Genomic DNA, 17,033 nt, shown 5'->3' with positions numbered 1-17,033 from the left:
TTGTAGACTATCCATTGGGTCACCAGGACAAATATCTTGTTCTACTGCATACCATTCTACTCCGGATTTTTCACACCAATTTAGAATAGGGACAAAATCGATTACGCCCGTACCCACTTCTGCAAATGTTTGTCTTTCATCATTGGTCATGTCTTTTAAATGAATGATTGGCATTCTATTTGCATATGGTTTGATAAACTCTAGGGGATCTTTCCCACCTTTTTTCACCCAAAACACATCTATTTCCGCAAAAATTTTATTATTGTCTGTTGGCTCTACTAAGTATTCCAACGCTGATTTTCCTTCTATTTGAGTATCAAATTCAAATGCATGGTTATGATAGCTTATACGAAATTCTGGTGCCTTCTTCGCCACTTCATTCAAAAGGGTCTTTACCTTCTCATAACCATCTTTGTTTCTTACATCCTCAGGTAAGAATGGGCAAACTATATCCTTTGTGTTATATAGATTTACCTCTTCAATCACTCGGTCAAGATCATTTTCTAAGCGATCGATGGAGACATGTATCCCTGCCGTTCCCAGTTTATTTTCCTGTAAAGCTTTTGCTACCTCGACTGGATCATAGCCAGAAGGCAATGCAGACAGCTGAACACCGGCCCAGCCCATTTCTTTCAGCTCTTTAAATACAGGGGCAATCCCTCTTTTTAATTCTTCTCTTAAAGTAAATAATTGTGCAGCAAACTTATTTTCCATTGGACTCTCTCTCCTTGTTATATAAAAATAAAAGTCTATAATTCTATATTAAGCGGTTTGTTTGGAAAGACATTATCTTATATTGTTCATTCTGGACAAATTTTTTACTCGTATTGCTTTTGTCTAAACGAACCACTTACAAAAACACTCTATTTGCTCATTAATGCACAATAAAACAAATATCATTCCATTTATATTTCTTCCTTTGAACGCTCACATATCCCCCAAATTCCTATAACCCTTCCGGTAGCCGGAAAATGGGATATCATCAAACCTAATTTCCTGCTTGCTTTTTGATGATTGGACGATTGCATCAATCATTTGTAAGGAAGGAAGTGCATCTTTCACATGAATATAGTCTTGGCTATTTTCTAAAATGCACGTATAAAATGTATCAATCAGTTTTATATGACTTGCCCCATAGTAGAATTTAGAACCATCCAATTTCGTGTCTTTTTCCACTTCTACTTTTTGGCCATTTTCGTCAAGCATCGTTAAGATATTGTCCTTAATGGTGAATTTTTGGTTCTCAAAGACTATCTGTAGTTCTACACTTGAATTATTTCCATTGGCAATGGTCGCAAAAAAGAAACCTTTTGCTCCGTTTGCAAATAAAATATTAGCTGCAGCTGTGTCTTCTGTTTCAATCCCATAATCAAGAAGCTGTTCAATCGTTCCTCTTATCGTTGCTATTTCCCCTCCAAACAGCTGCATCAAATCTAAGGTATGAATGGATTGATTGATCATGACTCCTCCACCAGCCAAATCCAGTTTGCCTCGCCATGGTTTCTCGTCATAATAAGACTTAGGTCTTGCCCAGGTTACAATTCCTTTTATCCCAATCACTTTTCCAAATTCATTTGAATCTATTATGTTCTGCAATTTTTCAACTGTCTCATTCAAGCGATTTTGAAAGGATACACATATTTTCACCTTTTGGTTATCTTCTTCTAGCTTTACTAATTCAAGGCCTTCCTCTGCATTTAAAGCCAAGGGTTTTTCTTGAAAGACATGAATTCCTTTTTCCACACAAGCCTTCGTTACAGGATAATGGAGATAATGTGGTAAACAAATATGTACACAATCTAATGCTTGCTTTTCTAGCATTTCTTGATAATCTCTATAAAAACTTACTCCAGGAGCCATTTCCTTACGTGACTCATCAATATCACAGACTGCTACTAACTTAGCTTTTGAGTTTGCTTGAATAGCAGAGAGATGGATACTGGATATATCACCGAGACCAATCACAGCTATCTTTAACATAAAACACTCTCCTCGTTTTTTTTTAAAGCTTTATTTTTTAACAAGCAAACTGCATACACTTTAATCGAAATTAATGTATATACAGTCTGCGTCATATGGTTTAGGTCAAAAATCTAGTTTTTACCGATTTTCCACCCACTCTGTACTTTCCTTCTGAGCTTTTTCAAGAGCATCTTCTGGACTTCTTTTTCCCGTTAATGCTGCTTCGATTTCAGATGTTAAAATATAACGTGGCTGAGAGGATCCCCATGGATATCTTGGTGTTACCGGTGTGGACATTGCTTCAAACACAGGAAGCATTAATGGCTGCTCCTTCACACTATCCCATTCCGTTGCAGATTTCACTGACGGCACTAAACCAAGTTCCTCATAGACATATTTTTGGACAAAATCACCTGTTGCGAATTTAAGCCATTCCCATGCCAACTCTTTGTTTTTGCTATCTTTCGCAATCGTGATTGGGCTTCCTGCAAATAAACCGCCCTTACCATCGGAATTTTTAAATTCTTGCGAAATACCAATTCGATCTCCAAGACCTTGTGCATAAGCCGGCTTCACTGTGTCCCCAGGTCCCTGGTTTAACATAATGGCAATATTATTCTCCTTAGTCAGCCATTTTTCATTTCCTTGGTTACTAACAATGCCTTTTGGGGCATAGTTTTGCATATCTAACAGCCAATTTAATCCGTTCAACATTTCTTTTGAATTAAAACTAAATTTGACCTCATCCCAAGCGAATCCTGTTCCCCACTGTCCATCTTGCCCTTCTGCTAGATCCACTAAAGTGAAGGCGGAAGACCAGTCTCCACGGAACCAAATACCATAGTTTTGTTCCCCTGTTACCGGATTTTTCCCAGTCATTTGTTTCGCTTTTTCTGCTACTTCTTCGATAGTTGGGTATTCAGATAAATATTCTACTCCCCATTCATCAAATAACTGTTTGTCATAGCTGATAAAACGTGCATCTCCCAAAAATGGAAGACCGAAAATATCTAACTCCTTACTATCTGGACCTAATGCTTTCCAACCTTCCACTTGATTGTCGATAAAAACATCTAAATTAAATTCCGGATCCTTATCAATCCATGGTTGTAATGGCTCCAACACACCTTGAGGAGCAAAATCAGCAACACCAGGCATTTGATAAACATCTGCTTCTCCTGATGTAATCATCGCCTGTGTTTTCTCTGTGTATCCTTCCCATGGCATAAGAACAAATTTCACTGATGCGCCAGGGTGTTGCTTTTCAAATTCGTCCTTCAGCACTTTTACCCCCTTGGCTGACTCACCAGTAATCGGATCTGTCTTGTCTTCCATCGCAAAATCACCAATCATCATAACGGTTATTTCTTGCCCTGCCCATTCTCCATCTTTATCTGAACTTGAGGAACCCCCTGATTTCGAGGAACATCCTACCAGAGCAGCACTTATTAACAGCATCAATATCAAAGTAAATGTAGCCGTCTTAGAAAATAAACCTTTTTTCATTTTCTAACCCCCAATTTTTTTGAATATCTACTATTCACCCTTTACCCCACTTAATGCAATACTTTGGATAATATACTTTTGTAAGAACAAATACACGATGACAATTGGTAATACACTCACGGTAGCAAGCGCCATCGTTAATCCTCCTAAATTAGAACCATTTTCTAGTGAGAAACTTGCTAAATAAAGAGGAATCGTTTGCAAGTTTAAATCATTAATAACAACTAGTGGCCACATAAAATCATTCCAGCTCCATATAAAAGACAAAATGACCATCGTTGCAGCGATAGGGCCTGCAAGCGGCAAGTATACACGGAAGAAAATTTTAAATTCCCCGGCTCCATCAATTTGCGCTGCTTCTCTTAATGTATCTGGCAGCTGATCAAAAAACTGTTTACATAAAAAAATGAGCATTCCACTAATTATTGATGGAAGAATTAATGGCCAAAAAGTATTTAATAGACCAAAATTATTAAATAAAGTATATAAAGGGATTAACCGTGGTTCCATTGGGATCATTAATGTACAAAGAACAATAACAAATAAAAACCTTTTCCCCTTGAATTTTCCCTTAGAGAACGCATACCCTGCTAATAAGGATGCTGATACACTTAAGAAAACAGAACTTACAGTCACAATGGTTGAATTTATATAAGATTGGATGAGTCTCCCATTTTCAAAAACGATGCCATAATTGAATGATGAAATGGTCTCTGGTATTAATCGAGGTGGAAAAGGCATTACAATATTGGCCGTACGATCAAATCCAACGCTAATCATCCATACAAATGGCGCCATTAGGACAATCCCAAAAAAGAACAAAATAATATATTTAATAATGGATGTGATTTTATCCAATTTCTTCATGGACATATTATTTTTCACCGTCTTCCTCCCCCCCTATGGTTAAATTTTCATTTTCGACATTTTTAGGTTGATAAACGTAAATATTAAAATAATAATGAACATAATATAGGTGGCAGCCGATGCGATTCCAAATTCAAAGCCTGTAAAACCACGCTCATATATAAATGCTCCCATTGTCTGGATAGAGCGAGCAGGGCTTCCATTTGGTCCCCCTATTACATACACCTCATTAAACCTTTGAAGCGCGCCAATCCAACCAGTAATCAGTAGAAAAGCAAATGTTCCCGTCATATTGGGAATTGTAATGAACAGCCATTGCTGCAATCCGCTAGCTCCGTCAATTTTAGCAGCTTCATACATTTCAGATGGAATTGCTTGAAGATTAGCAAGACAAATAATGATAACAAAACCAATCCAGTGCCAAACTGCGAGTAATATAACTCCCCATTTTGAAGTGCTAGGTTCTGAAAACCAACCTGGAGTCGGCAATCCGATTGAATCAAGCACAAAATTCACAATTCCCATTTCTGGATGTAAGACAAATTGAAATATCATTGCCGCAGCAACAATGGAAGTAACATTTGGCAAGAAGTAGATGACTTTAAAGAAGTTTTTTCCTTTTCCAATAGTGTTAATTAATGTAGCAAAAATAAAACCTAATGGGATAGTAATAATAACTTGAAAAATTCCAATAAAGAAAGTGTTCCAAACAGCATTCCAAAAAGGTCCTGATTTTAAAACGGTTCGAAAGTTGTCTAGTCCAGTAAAGGTCTCAATGGTTCCGTTAGATTTAAAAAAGCTTAATCTAAAGGATTCTAAAACTGGATAAACCATAAATAGCAAGATCCCTAAAAAACTTGGAATTAAAAAAAGATACCATGTCCATTCTGTTGTTCTTTTTTTACTTTTCTTCCTGGCTGACTCTGAATAAATACTCGTTTTCAAATTTGTTTCAGTCGTCGAAGCATGATTATTTTCCATAGGATCTCCTTTCTTCAATGGATTCGTTTTCTGTCTAACCTACCTCCAGATATGTTAACGCTTTCAATTTAATGGGAATTTTCACAAGAAAGCAACTTATTTCTTTCTATTACTCCCATTCTATTACCTAACACCACCCTTTTTCCTAATGAAGGACTGGGTTAGGTCACTTCTAATTCCATTGTATAAAAGTTATATTTATTTAACGTGTATATAATTGTGTAATATGAAGAAGAAATTGTTTTCTATTGCTCTTTTAAACAATTGAAGTAGTGATAGTATTGGAGAAACAACTTTTTTAGTACGTATTTTTCATACGGATTGCTTTGCTATTGCGATATTCGGTAGGAGTAAGTTTCATTTGTTTTCGAAAAAAACGACTGAAATGTGAGGAGTCTTCGAATCCTGATTCTAAAGATACCTCAAGAATCGATTTGTCTGGATGTATCTCCAGCAAATATTTAGCACGGTTTATTCGACAGCTCATGATATATTGCATAATCGTATACCCTGTTACATCTTTAAAGATTCTAGACATATAATACTTACTTATATTTAAATGATAGGCAATATCATCCAAAGTAATCGGATTGCAAAAATTTCTATCAATCCATTCAATCATTTTTTTGACATGGATATTCTTATCTGATTCGACAGGGGCATTATTTTGAAGCTCTTGCTTACTCACATCAAATATCTTAAATAAAAGCTGTACCAGCATCATTATTAATTCGCCATTTTTCAACCGATTTCCCAATTTATCTTCTTGATTAGACGTTTGTACTGTCTTTGCCATTTTCTTTATTAACTCTTTCACTTCTGCTGATTTTTCTTTGTCTTTTATATGGAATAAAGTATTGCTCAATTGATTAAAAGGATCTAACAATTCCGGAACATTTAAATTCGTTAAAATCGGTCGTAGCCATTCAGAAGAAAACTCAATAACACTTCGCTCATAAGAAATTCCTGGCTCTGGATATGCTCGATGCAACGTTAATCCATTCATAATAATTAAATCATCTTCTTGCAAGTGATAAATATGGTCACCAATTAGATATTTACATTTGCCTCCATGAAAATAGTAAATTTCATACTTATCATGGGAGTGGTAACTAAAATCTTCATAAGTTTCCACCTTATCGACTAAACGATAGCCAGCAAATATTTTTTCAGCCATCTTTAACCCTCCTGTCTAAAGCGTTTTCAAAATAATCAATTAGCAACTTGCTATACAACCAAACGAAGCCCCTTACCTACATTCCTTTCATTTTGCCTTTTATTTTTTCATCCTATTTATTCTCTATTCTTATGATTGTTACCTTTTAAAATTACAAAAAAATTAATTGATTTTAATATAGAAATTTTGCCATTCGAGTGATAAAAAAAAGACCAGCTAAGCTGATCTTTGTTCCGGACCATTTCATTACTTCCATACATCATTATATCGCCTTAACCAAATTAGAATTGAGAAAACGTGAAATTCCCAATATTTAATCGTAAACTCATATGAAGCGAAATATGTATAAATGGGTAATATACTTCATTCTTTACATGTAAATAAAACTTTAGCTCTGTTTGATTTTCAAAAAAATTTCTAGCTCTCTCATTTGTTGTTCCCTCTCAATCAATAAAGCTTCAGCTTCCTTTAATGAAATTTCCTGAAAACAAATTTCCCCTTCAGGCTTCATCTGTGCTAATAAAGATAAATCCACTGATATTACCTGCGCAATTTTCGGATATCCTCCAGTTGTCTGTCGATCTGCCAAGAGAATAATAGGATTACCATCTGGCGGGAGCTGAATGCTTCCGACTGTTACGGCTTCTGAAAGCAACTCAAACTTTTCATCTAGCTTTATCTCTGGTCCACTTAATCTATATCCCATCCGATCAGACTGTGGAGTAACAGTAAATTTCCCAGCATAGAAATTTTTCTGACTATTAGTAGAGCACATAGAAAAATGGCTTCCTGAGATAACTCGAATCGTATGTTCATTGGACAATGTAATAAACTTGTTGAAATCCACAAACCAGCTCGTTGTAATAAAGGGTTGATCAGTATCTTTCTTTTTGAGTTTATTATATAGATTTAAAGAATAATCGGAGATAGAATTAGTCTCTATTTTATCTCCAGCCTTCAGCGCCCTTCCTTCATATCCCCCTAACCCTGCACGTAAATAGGTACTTTTGCTATTCATCACCTCAGGAATGGCAAAACCACCTGCAATAGTAAGATAAGCACGACATCCAGACTTTATTTTTCCAAATTTCAAGACACTTCCTTTTTTCACTAGAATAGGTCTCCACATAGGAACTTGCTCCCCTTCTACTTCTGGAGACAGATCTCCGCCAGTAATAGCAATAAGAGCATCCTTTTCAAACTTCAATGTCGGACCTAACAAAGTAATTTCTAAGCCTGCTTCTCCCTCTTGATTCCCAACAATTAAATTACCAATTCTAAGAGAATAGGTATCCATCGCCCCACTAACAATCACACCATGCTTCTGGAATCCATACCTCCCCAAATCTTGGATACTTGAAAGCATTCCAGAACTAACTACCGTGATTGTCATTCGGTTTCCTCCTTTTGATAAAGAAATTCCTGCTCTGAAATGGGGACAAATTTCACGATATCTCCAGCTTGAAGCAAACTAGGAGGATTTTTATTCGGTAAAAATAACTTTAATGGCGTTTGCCCAATAAGCTGCCAGCCTCCAGGTGTTGCGATTGGATATATACCTGTTTGTACTCCAGCAATTCCTACAGACCCGGCAGAAATCAAATGTCTAGGTGTCACTCGCCTTGGTGCAGCGATTTTTTCTGACATTCCTCCTAAGAATGGAAATCCTGGGGCAAAACCAATCATATAGACACGATATTCTCCATTGGAATGAATATCTATAACTTGATCTACCGTAAGATGGTTATGCTTTGCAACTGTCTCTATATCCGGACCATATTCTCCTCCATAGCATACAGGAATTTCAACGATACAGTTTTCCCTCTTTTCCTCTTCCTCAAGCTGTTCGATAATCTCTTCTAGGAACGATTTGACTAAAGCAGAGGGAGACAAGTTATTAATTGTTTGTTTATAAGATTCATAGATAATAAATGGATGATAATATACTGTCACATTTGTATAAGCAGGCACACATTCAATGTATCCAGGAAAAGGATGCTTTTCTAGATAATTAGCCAGCATCTGTACTTTTTGATGGATGGTTGAATCAATCTTATTTCCAAATCGAACGACAATAGCTGAATCCCCAAACGGTTCTATCAAAATATTATGTTCAAGCTTTGATGCATCAATCAGTAAACTCACCGCTTTCTTCTCCTATATTCCATTGTAATTTTATTTCCTTTTTTATATAAATAATCTTAACATGCTTCATTGGAAAAATTCTATATTTTCAGATTAATCAACTCTTCTTTTAGTGGCGACTCTTTTAATTTTCTAATAAATTAATGGATTTCTATTGAAAAACACACAAAATAAAACCTAAAATAAGAATATGAATGAAGAAAAGAGCGGAATGGAAATGATTTCTTAAAACATAGAACAGGAGAAATACAAATGATCATTCGAAATGCACAACATAATGATTTAGTTCAACTATTAGAGATAGAAAATAGCGGCTTTAGCCCAGCTGAAGCTGCAACGAAAGACGCTTTTATAAACAGAATTAGCACTATTTCTGATAGTTTTATTATTATCGAGGAAAATGGCATTGTAATTGGCTATGTAAACGGACCTGTTACTACAGCACCGTTTATTACCGATGATTTATTCGAAGTATCTGCCCCTAATCCACCTAAAGGCGGCAATCAAACCATTTTAGGAATTGCTGTTCATCCTGATTACCAAAGAAAAGGAATTGCTAGTTTATTACTAAAGGAATTAGAAAAAGCAGCAATAAACAAGGAGCGATTCAGTATCACTCTTACTTGCAAAAAAAATTTAATTCCTTTTTACGAGAAAAATGGCTATGAAAATCAAGGAATTGCCGACTCCCAGCATGCTGGAGTTCAATGGTTTAATATGAACAAACGATTGAAATAAATAGAAGGATACACCATTTATAAAATCAGTGTCCTATCACTTTACAAATGGTATATCCTTCTTTTCACACTAGAATTCCCTTCTCCGTTCACTTCTTCTCTTCTACTGAGAAAAACTGTTCTAACACCTTAAATGTTTTTTCTTTAGCTGTTCTCACCACCTCTTCAGCATCTAATTGATAATACTCTGGTCTGAATAATTCAATAGAAGCATGCTCCGTGAATCTTTTTTCTTTTATTATGGTAAGGATATTATGTAAATCAATCACTCCATCGCCAGGATAAACACGATCCTCATCTAGCATAATTCCTGGGTTGAAATCTTCTACGTCATTGATATGAAACAAAAACACTTTGGAGAAATCCGTATTTTTCAGATCCTCTAATGTGGAATTCATCGCATAAAACTGAAAAGTGTCAAATACGATTCCGACATTTTCACGATTGACTTCTGCTACAATTTCATTAGCAAAGCTTAGTGTATTAACAGTTGCATGTGGGTGACCAATAAATTCAAGCGCTAGCTTTACTCCATAGGGTTTTGCTAAATCGGATAACTCGGTTAATACTTCTACACAGCTTTTTTTGATTACCGATCGTACTATTTTTTTTTCCGATACCAATGGAACAACCACAATACGATCGATATTTAATACTTTCGCATATTCAAGCATTTCTTTATATTCTTCCAGTAACGCTTTATATTCTTCCTCTGTGCGGTTATTAAAGTAAACAAGCGCATTTAAAGATAATGGCTTTACGTGATGTGTTTGAAAAAATTCTATTAAGTCATTGATAGTGTGTGTTTGTAAATACTCCTTTAATTTATCAATCGAACGAATTTCAATATAATCGTAGCCATACTTCTCTAATAAGTGAAGATCACGCTCTAGACTGGAGTTTTCGAGAGTAGTTCCTTGATTCATTCCTAATTTCATCATTTCCCCTCCATTTTTTTCGTATCTACTAGTCAAACATTGCTGGGCTAAGACCTTTCTTGTAAAAGTCAGGCTGTTCTAAGAAAAATACATCTTCCTTTTTTCCTGAATTTTGTGCTTTAAGGCAAGCTTCGGCGGTGACTTGAGCAATATAGCCATCCCATGCTGTTGGTCCATTAGGTTCACCTGTTTTTTTAATAGAGTCGATAAAATCCTGCAATTCCATATCATAGGCATTCATAAAACGTTCTTTCCAATCCATTAAAATATTGGAGCTAAATGTTCCATTTTTTCGGAAGGATATGCTTGGCACCTCAGGTAATTTAATGATTCCGTCTTCCCCTACTACCTCACACTGAATATCATAGCCATACTGGCAATTAACAGAGATTTCTACATTCATCACAATCCCTGTTTTTGTTTCCAAAATAACCAATTGAGGATCTCTTAATTCTTCATGTGCGTAACGCGTTTTTTTAGGAAAAGTAACTAGAACTGATTTATAGTCATCATTCACTAACCAATGCAAGACATCTATTTCATGAATCAACGTATCGGTAATGGCCATGTCAGTCGAATAACTGGTATCTACTTCTGGATTTCGATGCGCACAATGCAATAATAACGGCTCACCAATGAAGTTATTATCAATAGCTTCCTTCATTTGTACGTACCCACTATCATATCTGCGCATAAACCCTACTTGCACTAAGCGCTTTCCGTTTTTCATTTCTGCTTCGACAATGCGCATACATCCTTCAATAGTCGAAGCAAGTGGCTTTTCACAGAAAACATATTTTCCAGCTTCGATAGCTGCAACTACACTCTTCTCGTGTTCAGGCCCCCAGCTTGTTACTAACACTGCATCAACATTTCCCTCTGCTATCAGTGTTTTATCATCAGGAAAAATCATTGCTTCTAATCCAAGCTGTTCTATCGCAGATTTCGCAGTGGCTTCCTCTATATCTGTCACTGCAACAATCTTTCCACCGGATAGATTATTTGTGATTCTTCTCATATGTTCTTTTCCAATTGCACCTGTTCCAATTACCCCAATTCTTAATGTCATATCTTCTATTACACTCCTTTATTCGTATATAACAATTAGTCTCCAATATGATTCATAGCCTTTTGCAAGAAGATAGCTATTTATGTTAGTCATCTTTACCCAAGAGACATATTTCTACAAACATTGGACATAGAGGTACTGTTCTTCTGTTCTCTTTTTTTGAGCATCTCTAGTTAGTCCTCTTGCACCTTTTATGAATCAAAGAATAATAGGAGCTTAAATAAAAAAAGAAAGAGTCTCTCTAATAATCGAGCACTCTTCCGTTAACAATAATATTATTCAATTAATTCAACTCATCATCATTTATCCTAAAGTAATCAAAATCAGCGAAGCCACCTATTTCCTTTGTAGCAAAATTAAATACTGCAAATCGATATCCCATAAAATGATCTAGTTTATATTTCATTCCCAGTTCCTTACCAATTCTATTCCAATCCTTTTCATTCAAACTGTAATAGAAATATGCCTTATCTGCTTTTTCTTTGAAATCACAGTCAATTCTAAAATAGACTCTATCTTGATCTAAAGGAACAGACTCTATTATCTCAGGTGATCCTGAGCTTGAGCTAACCATTGTAATTAATTTCTTGTTATCTATTACATGTACACCTACATATCCATAATCCTTTTGAAAAGCAGCAAACCCAGCAATATCGCCATCTTTCATTCCGCTAACATCCACCGCGGTGCTTCCAGAGCATTCAGGTCCAAAGGTTCTTTGTGTAAGTGTATTCTTTGCTTCTTCTAAATGACTACAAATACTTCCTGTTATTAACCGTAAATATCCAGGTCGATCCGTTAGGGACCATTTTGTATTATCTGGATTATGATTCCATTGCCATACTAAGCCAAGGGAATTGCTTTTATAGTTGAATTCATCTGACAAAACAAGATAATTATTGCTTATTTGTTGATGAACAGGTATAGGAATCTGTTTAGGAACTCTGCAATTCTCTCCAAATATTGGCCAGCCATCTACCCAAGTAACTGGTACTAAACAAGGCATTCTCCCCGCTGCTCCATTATCACAAAACAACATTCCATACCAGTCACCGTTAGGCGTATCAACAATTCCTCCTTGTGCTATTCCAGTTGGATCATTCACTGCAATTCTACCTTCATAATCCCCATCAAATACACTTGCTCGATGCACTAGCTGTGTGCGATGTCCATTTTTTGGCCATGTAATGGTAAAAATATAATAGAAACCATTTATTTTTTGAATATGGGCTCCTTCCGCTAGCAATCCTTCCCCTTCCTTCACACCTGCTACTATACTAGCATTGTGAATGATAACCTTATTTAGTCCTCTTTCTTTAATCGCTGTAGCATCCTCTGTTAATTCAATTGCTCGGATATTTCCACTTCCATAAACTAAATAAACACGGCTATCATCATCAAATAATAGAGACATGTCATGGTAATATCTATTTAAAACAGAACGCTTCCATTTTCCGTTTTCAATATCGTCTGTTTGAAAAATATACGTTTCATCTGTCGCCAAAGACCCCACTACTAGATAATAAATTCCTTGATGATAGCGAAGAGAACTTGCCCAAGATCCTTTTCCATACTCGCTTTTTCCATTTCTTAACTCTTGTTCATCATTTGATGCTAGAATATCATAGACATAATTAACAATTTGCCAATGCAAAAGATCCGTTGATTTCATAATAGGCACACCAGGATTCATATGCATGGTTGTGCTAGACATATAATAAGTATCCCCTACCCTAATAACATCAAGGTCTGGAATATCCATTTGCAGAATAGGATTTTCATAGGTAAGGGGCTCTTTTGACTGAAAACTTTCAGATTGATAATGATTACTCATATCTCAATTCCTCTCTTTGCTTTTTGACAGCAGTAATTTTCTTCCTTGCCAAAAAAACGCATATGAATAATAGTATTCACTGCGTTTTTGAATTATTTTTATAACTGGAAAATTTCTCATCTATTATTTGTTTAAGAATACAGGCTCACCAGTTTCAGCAGATTGATATATTGCTTCTAAAATTTCAGTTACGACTAAAGATTCTTCTGGCTTCACAATTGGCTCAGTATCATTTATGATTGCTTCAATCCATAGTCTTGTTTCTAAATCTGCTTCACTCTCTCCTGTTCCACTAAAAAAAGCAACACCATCCGATTCTAACTCAATTTTTTCCGTATATAGCTTACTGTACTTTTCACCATTTATTCGTAAACCATCTTTCATATCAGCTCCACCCTCTGTCCCACAAAGAGTACATTTCGCCTCATCTTCATCCAAGGTATTAAGTGCCCAGCTTGATTCAAGGACAATGGTAGAACCATCCTCCATTTTTATAAAACCAAATGCAGAATCCTCTACTTTAAACTCATCTGGATTCCAGGATCCCCAAGCATTCGCTGCATTTTCTTTCTTACCTAGCTTGTGAAATATGGATCCCATCACTACATGCGGCTTATAATTGTTCATCATCCATAAAGTTAAATCTAACGCATGTGTCCCAATATCTATTAGAGGACCTCCCCCCTGTTTTTCTTCATCCAAGAACACACCCCAAGTTGGTACAGCACGGCGCCGAATCGCATGTGCTTTTGCATAATATATTTCTCCAAGATCTCCATTGGAGCATAATTTATGTAAATATTGACTGTCTGGACGAAAACGATTTTGATAGCCAATGGTTAGTTTTTTGCCTGTTCTTTTGGCTGCTTCTACCATTTTGCGACCTTCCTCTGAACTTATCGCCATCGGCTTTTCACACATTACGTGCTTCCCAGCTTCTAATGCTGCAACCGTAATTTCAGCGTGATATTTATTTGGGGTACATACATGGACGACATCTATGGATGAATCTTTTAGTAAGTCATTGTACACCTCGTATACTTTTGCCTCTTTCCCTCCATACTCAGCAGCCACTTCTTCCGCTCTTTCCCTAATAATATCGCAAAAAGCTACCACTTCCACTGTCTCTAATTTAGCTAAACTTGGAAGATGCTTTCCTCTTGCGATTCCGCCACAACCGATAATGCCTACTTTTATTTTTTTGGACATTACATATCCTCCTTACATTTTGTCAGATTCATATATTTCGTTTGTTCGAGCACTTTCATAGACAATCCTTTTCGTCCTAATCCTCTTTTATAGAGTAGATGTGTTTCAACTAGCTTCGATATCTATTAACTAGACGTCCACATCACACATTTTTCCAGTACTTCTATAAAAGCTGGATCTAATAAACCTTCCTTATTATGGGTAGGTGTTAAACAGCAAACTTTTCCATTCCCGTATGTATGATACCAGCCTGCAATAGACTGCCCGTTAACGGATGTAGCCTGAAGAAATACAGTGGTTTGGTCTGTATCACAATGAACGAAATAATGTTCATCCAACAAATCAAAAGATACTCCAGACGAAAGAATGTCATTATCTGTTGTATTTGAATAGTGAACAATTTGATGCTGATTTGGATGATATTTAAAATATCCTCTAAGCATCTTCGCATAATTACTATCAATTTCGTATGAAGCCAATCCAGAACGCCATGCCAGCCAGCCTCCGCCACTTTCCACAAATTGAATAATGGCATCAGCAATTTCTTCCGTCATCCACGTATGCACATTATCATCCGTAGGATTTACTCGATTTTCGGAAAATAGTATAACTACATCAGGTTTTTCTGCAAGCTTCTCCAATAAGTGATGGGGATTACCTATCTCTAATTCTATTTTCTCGTGAGCAGATAATACTTGTTCTAAAGATTGTAGTATAGCTTCCTTTGGATGATAGTAATCTCCAACTATAGCTAATATGGATGTACTCATAGTATTGCACTTTCCTCTCCATAATTTTTAAATTGGCATGATAGTATCTTTATACTCCGATTTACATCATTCTTTTCACTTATCATTCTCCAATAATTCTAAGATGATTTTTAAATCTTTAAATGTATCCATATACGCATATCTTCCACCAGTATATTCGCCTTTTTGGAGAAGCGGCATTTGATTTCTTTCCATCACAGCAACCTTCTCTTTCATTCCATCAATAACGAAAGCGATGTGATGAGGGCCTTCTCCATGCTCATCCAAATATTCACGCCATGTACTTGGGTTATGATCTGGTTCAATCAATTCAAGTTGAAGAGAACCCATGTCAAAAAATGCAAGTTTCGCGCGTGCTTCTGTTGCTTGTTTCCGATATTCCGTTTGCGCAAGATCAGCTGTATCTGTTAATGACCACTCAGGTTTATCTATTCCAAAAAAATCTGCATATGCCTGACTTGTTTTTTCAATATCGTGAACTAAAATACCGATTTGTGTAATAACGTTATTTCCGAGAATATTTTTCTCCATGTTTCATCCTCCTATTTATTTTCGAATTTCGACACTATGAAACTTACATTTCTTCCGAAGCTTTACATGTTAAACACTTGTTCACAAACGAAATATAACGCTTACATTTTTGTTTGTCAATTTAATTATTTAAATATTTCTACATTTAAAGAGAATATCTTTTTTACTTTATGTAACAACAGACCAATTAAGTACAAATAGAAACAGGCACCTAATATGACTCTCACATATCTGGTGCCTGCATTTTAGATAAAGGTTGAATTATCCTCTATAGCCTGACTTATTCGGAATCACTAGTACCGCACATTACTTCCCTGTCTTTAAAGTAGAAGCATCATAAATGGAGGTCACGGCTTCTTTTAGAGTTGTATTGAATTCTTCCTCTGATTGATTGACATTTAGCTCTTCACTTAATGCTCTAGAAAAGCTTGCAATGATGTTGTCATTTTCTTTTAATTTTTGATTGGCCTCTTCTCTGCTATATCCACCTGAAAGTGCGACTACACGAACTACTCGTGGGTGTTCAGTTAACTCTTTGTAAGTATTGGCAACTGTTGGAATAGATAGCTTCAGCATGACATTTTCATCTTCTTTTAAGCTATTAAGACGTGTTAATAGTTCCTCTTTCAATATCGCTTCCGATTGTTCTTTATCTGGGCTATTTATATCCACTTCTGGTTCGATAATAGGGACTAGTCCTGCTGCAATAATTTGTTTTCCAACTTCAAATTGTTGATCCACAACAGCTTTTATACTTTCAGAATTAGCTTCCTTAATAACAGAACGCATTTTCGTTCCAAAAATATGACGCTCCTTTGCACGTTGGAGGATTTCATCTAAATTAGTGATTGGCTTCATCAATTGAACTCCATTTGAAGGTTCAGCTAGCCCTTTATCAATTTTCAAAAAGGGGACAATCCCTTTTTTCTCTGCTAAATAATCAGCTGTATACATTCCTTCTATCTTACTATCCATCGTTTGCTCGAACAAGATAGCTCCGAGTATATACTCGGAATCAAAAGCTGGAGATGTAATAATTCTTGTACGCATCTGATGCACCATATCAAACATTTCTGCTTCACTTGCATAGGCACTTTCAGGTACTCCGTAATGAAGCAAAGCTTTTGGCGTACTTCCTCCACTTTGGTCTAAAGCAGCAATAAACCCTTTTCGGCTTTTCATTCTTTCCAATTGGTCGTTCATCTATTCTCCTCCTTGTCCGTGATGTATTATTCATTTGAAATTATTCACATAAGTTGAAGAGTTAAAACATTTCGTTAGGAAAATAGAAGAAATTGACAATTTCT

The 17,033-nt window shown here is 36.0% G+C and carries 16 protein-coding genes; 1 reads left to right on the top strand and 15 read right to left on the bottom strand.

Going from position 1 to position 17,033, the window contains the following annotated elements; all coding sequences use genetic code 11:
* From RTL21_RS11045 to pxpB, 8 genes are all read right to left on the bottom strand, one after another.
* Positions 1-714: sugar phosphate isomerase/epimerase family protein (locus RTL21_RS11045; RefSeq protein ID WP_312095939.1), on the bottom strand; the 714-nt coding region annotated here is incomplete at its 3' end.
* A 213-nt stretch (positions 715-927) separates the two neighbouring features.
* The gene (locus tag RTL21_RS11040) at positions 928-1,980 is read right to left on the bottom strand and encodes a Gfo/Idh/MocA family protein (RefSeq protein ID WP_312095938.1); all 1,053 of its coding nucleotides are present in this window, start codon (positions 1,978-1,980) and stop codon (positions 928-930) included.
* Between the two features lie 120 nt (positions 1,981-2,100).
* Positions 2,101-3,468: an extracellular solute-binding protein gene (locus tag RTL21_RS11035; protein ID WP_312095937.1), complete on the bottom strand. Its 1,368-nt coding sequence runs from the start codon at positions 3,466-3,468 to the stop codon at positions 2,101-2,103.
* Positions 3,469-3,498: 30 nt separating this feature from the next.
* Complete coding sequence (locus tag RTL21_RS11030; RefSeq protein WP_396954439.1) at positions 3,499-4,341, bottom strand: carbohydrate ABC transporter permease; 843 nt, start codon at positions 4,339-4,341, stop codon at positions 3,499-3,501.
* Positions 4,342-4,374: 33 nt separating this feature from the next.
* Positions 4,375-5,334 carry a carbohydrate ABC transporter permease gene (locus tag RTL21_RS11025; protein WP_312095935.1) on the bottom strand — a complete coding sequence of 320 codons (960 nt, stop codon included), beginning with the start codon at positions 5,332-5,334 and terminating at the stop codon, positions 4,375-4,377.
* A 280-nt stretch (positions 5,335-5,614) separates the two neighbouring features.
* Positions 5,615-6,493 carry an AraC family transcriptional regulator gene (locus RTL21_RS11020; RefSeq protein WP_312095934.1) on the bottom strand — a complete coding sequence of 293 codons (879 nt, stop codon included), beginning with the start codon at positions 6,491-6,493 and terminating at the stop codon, positions 5,615-5,617.
* A gap of 388 nt (positions 6,494-6,881) precedes the next feature.
* Positions 6,882-7,886, bottom strand: a complete 1,005-nt coding sequence (locus tag RTL21_RS11015) for a 5-oxoprolinase subunit C family protein (protein WP_312095933.1) — start codon at positions 7,884-7,886, stop codon at positions 6,882-6,884.
* Positions 7,883-8,638 carry a 5-oxoprolinase subunit PxpB gene (pxpB, locus tag RTL21_RS11010; protein WP_312095932.1) on the bottom strand — a complete coding sequence of 252 codons (756 nt, stop codon included), beginning with the start codon at positions 8,636-8,638 and terminating at the stop codon, positions 7,883-7,885. Before pxpB ends, RTL21_RS11015 begins: the two co-directional genes overlap by 4 nt.
* Before the next feature lie 252 nt (positions 8,639-8,890).
* On the opposite strand from pxpB, the gene RTL21_RS11005 reads away from it, so the two are divergent.
* Complete coding sequence (locus RTL21_RS11005) at positions 8,891-9,376, top strand: GNAT family N-acetyltransferase (RefSeq protein ID WP_312095931.1); 486 nt, start codon at positions 8,891-8,893, stop codon at positions 9,374-9,376.
* A gap of 88 nt (positions 9,377-9,464) precedes the next feature.
* Here the strand turns inward: RTL21_RS11005 and RTL21_RS11000 are convergent, their stop codons facing one another.
* The 7 genes from RTL21_RS11000 to RTL21_RS10970 all read right to left on the bottom strand — a co-directional run bounded on the left by RTL21_RS11000 (position 9,465) and on the right by RTL21_RS10970 (position 16,929).
* Positions 9,465-10,313: a sugar phosphate isomerase/epimerase family protein gene (locus tag RTL21_RS11000; protein ID WP_312095930.1), complete on the bottom strand. Its 849-nt coding sequence runs from the start codon at positions 10,311-10,313 to the stop codon at positions 9,465-9,467.
* Positions 10,314-10,341: 28 nt separating this feature from the next.
* Positions 10,342-11,382 (bottom strand): bifunctional inositol 2-dehydrogenase/D-chiro-inositol 1-dehydrogenase, encoded by a 1,041-nt coding sequence (gene iolG / locus RTL21_RS10995; RefSeq protein ID WP_312095929.1) that lies wholly within the window; start codon positions 11,380-11,382, stop codon positions 10,342-10,344.
* Between the two features lie 283 nt (positions 11,383-11,665).
* A complete protein-coding gene (locus tag RTL21_RS10990) occupies positions 11,666-13,216 on the bottom strand; it encodes a glycoside hydrolase family 43 protein (RefSeq protein ID WP_312095928.1) in 1,551 nt (516 codons plus the stop codon).
* A gap of 123 nt (positions 13,217-13,339) precedes the next feature.
* A complete protein-coding gene (locus tag RTL21_RS10985) occupies positions 13,340-14,425 on the bottom strand; it encodes a Gfo/Idh/MocA family protein (RefSeq protein WP_312095927.1) in 1,086 nt (361 codons plus the stop codon).
* A 125-nt stretch (positions 14,426-14,550) separates the two neighbouring features.
* The gene (locus RTL21_RS10980; RefSeq protein WP_312095926.1) at positions 14,551-15,195 is read right to left on the bottom strand and encodes a ThuA domain-containing protein; all 645 of its coding nucleotides are present in this window, start codon (positions 15,193-15,195) and stop codon (positions 14,551-14,553) included.
* Between the two features lie 75 nt (positions 15,196-15,270).
* Positions 15,271-15,726, bottom strand: a complete 456-nt coding sequence (locus RTL21_RS10975) for a VOC family protein (protein WP_312095925.1) — start codon at positions 15,724-15,726, stop codon at positions 15,271-15,273.
* Between the two features lie 306 nt (positions 15,727-16,032).
* Positions 16,033-16,929: a fructose bisphosphate aldolase gene (locus RTL21_RS10970; protein ID WP_312095924.1), complete on the bottom strand. Its 897-nt coding sequence runs from the start codon at positions 16,927-16,929 to the stop codon at positions 16,033-16,035.
* Positions 16,930-17,033 lie beyond the last annotated feature (104 nt).

It is taken from the genome of Niallia sp., from assembly GCF_031978665.1.
Classification (GTDB): Bacteria; Bacillota; Bacilli; order Bacillales; family Cytobacillaceae; genus Niallia.
The sequence above is the reverse complement of the archived record's forward strand: the minus strand, read 5'-3'. Positions and strand labels throughout refer to the sequence as shown.

Bases quoted from the DNA above. Each gene is read 5' to 3' on its own strand.
- RTL21_RS11035 (WP_312095937.1), bottom strand. From the start codon at position 3,468: ATGAAAAAAGGTTTATTTTCTAAGACGGCTACATTTACTTTGATATTG.
- RTL21_RS10975 (WP_312095925.1), bottom strand. From the start codon at position 15,726: ATGGAGAAAAATATTCTCGGAAATAACGTTATTACACAAATCGGTATT.
- RTL21_RS11005 (WP_312095931.1), top strand. From the start codon at position 8,891: ATGATCATTCGAAATGCACAACATAATGATTTAGTTCAACTATTAGAG.
- RTL21_RS10990 (WP_312095928.1), bottom strand. From the start codon at position 13,216: ATGAGTAATCATTATCAATCTGAAAGTTTTCAGTCAAAAGAGCCCCTT.
- RTL21_RS11030 (WP_396954439.1), bottom strand. From the start codon at position 4,341: ATGTCCATGAAGAAATTGGATAAAATCACATCCATTATTAAATATATT.
- RTL21_RS11000 (WP_312095930.1), bottom strand. From the start codon at position 10,313: ATGAAATTAGGAATGAATCAAGGAACTACTCTCGAAAACTCCAGTCTA.
- RTL21_RS10980 (WP_312095926.1), bottom strand. From the start codon at position 15,195: ATGAGTACATCCATATTAGCTATAGTTGGAGATTACTATCATCCAAAG.
- RTL21_RS11020 (WP_312095934.1), bottom strand. From the start codon at position 6,493: ATGGCTGAAAAAATATTTGCTGGCTATCGTTTAGTCGATAAGGTGGAA.
- RTL21_RS11040 (WP_312095938.1), bottom strand. From the start codon at position 1,980: ATGTTAAAGATAGCTGTGATTGGTCTCGGTGATATATCCAGTATCCAT.
- RTL21_RS10985 (WP_312095927.1), bottom strand. From the start codon at position 14,425: ATGTCCAAAAAAATAAAAGTAGGCATTATCGGTTGTGGCGGAATCGCA.
- iolG (WP_312095929.1), bottom strand. From the start codon at position 11,382: ATGACATTAAGAATTGGGGTAATTGGAACAGGTGCAATTGGAAAAGAA.
- RTL21_RS10970 (WP_312095924.1), bottom strand. From the start codon at position 16,929: ATGAACGACCAATTGGAAAGAATGAAAAGCCGAAAAGGGTTTATTGCT.
- RTL21_RS11015 (WP_312095933.1), bottom strand. From the start codon at position 7,886: ATGACAATCACGGTAGTTAGTTCTGGAATGCTTTCAAGTATCCAAGAT.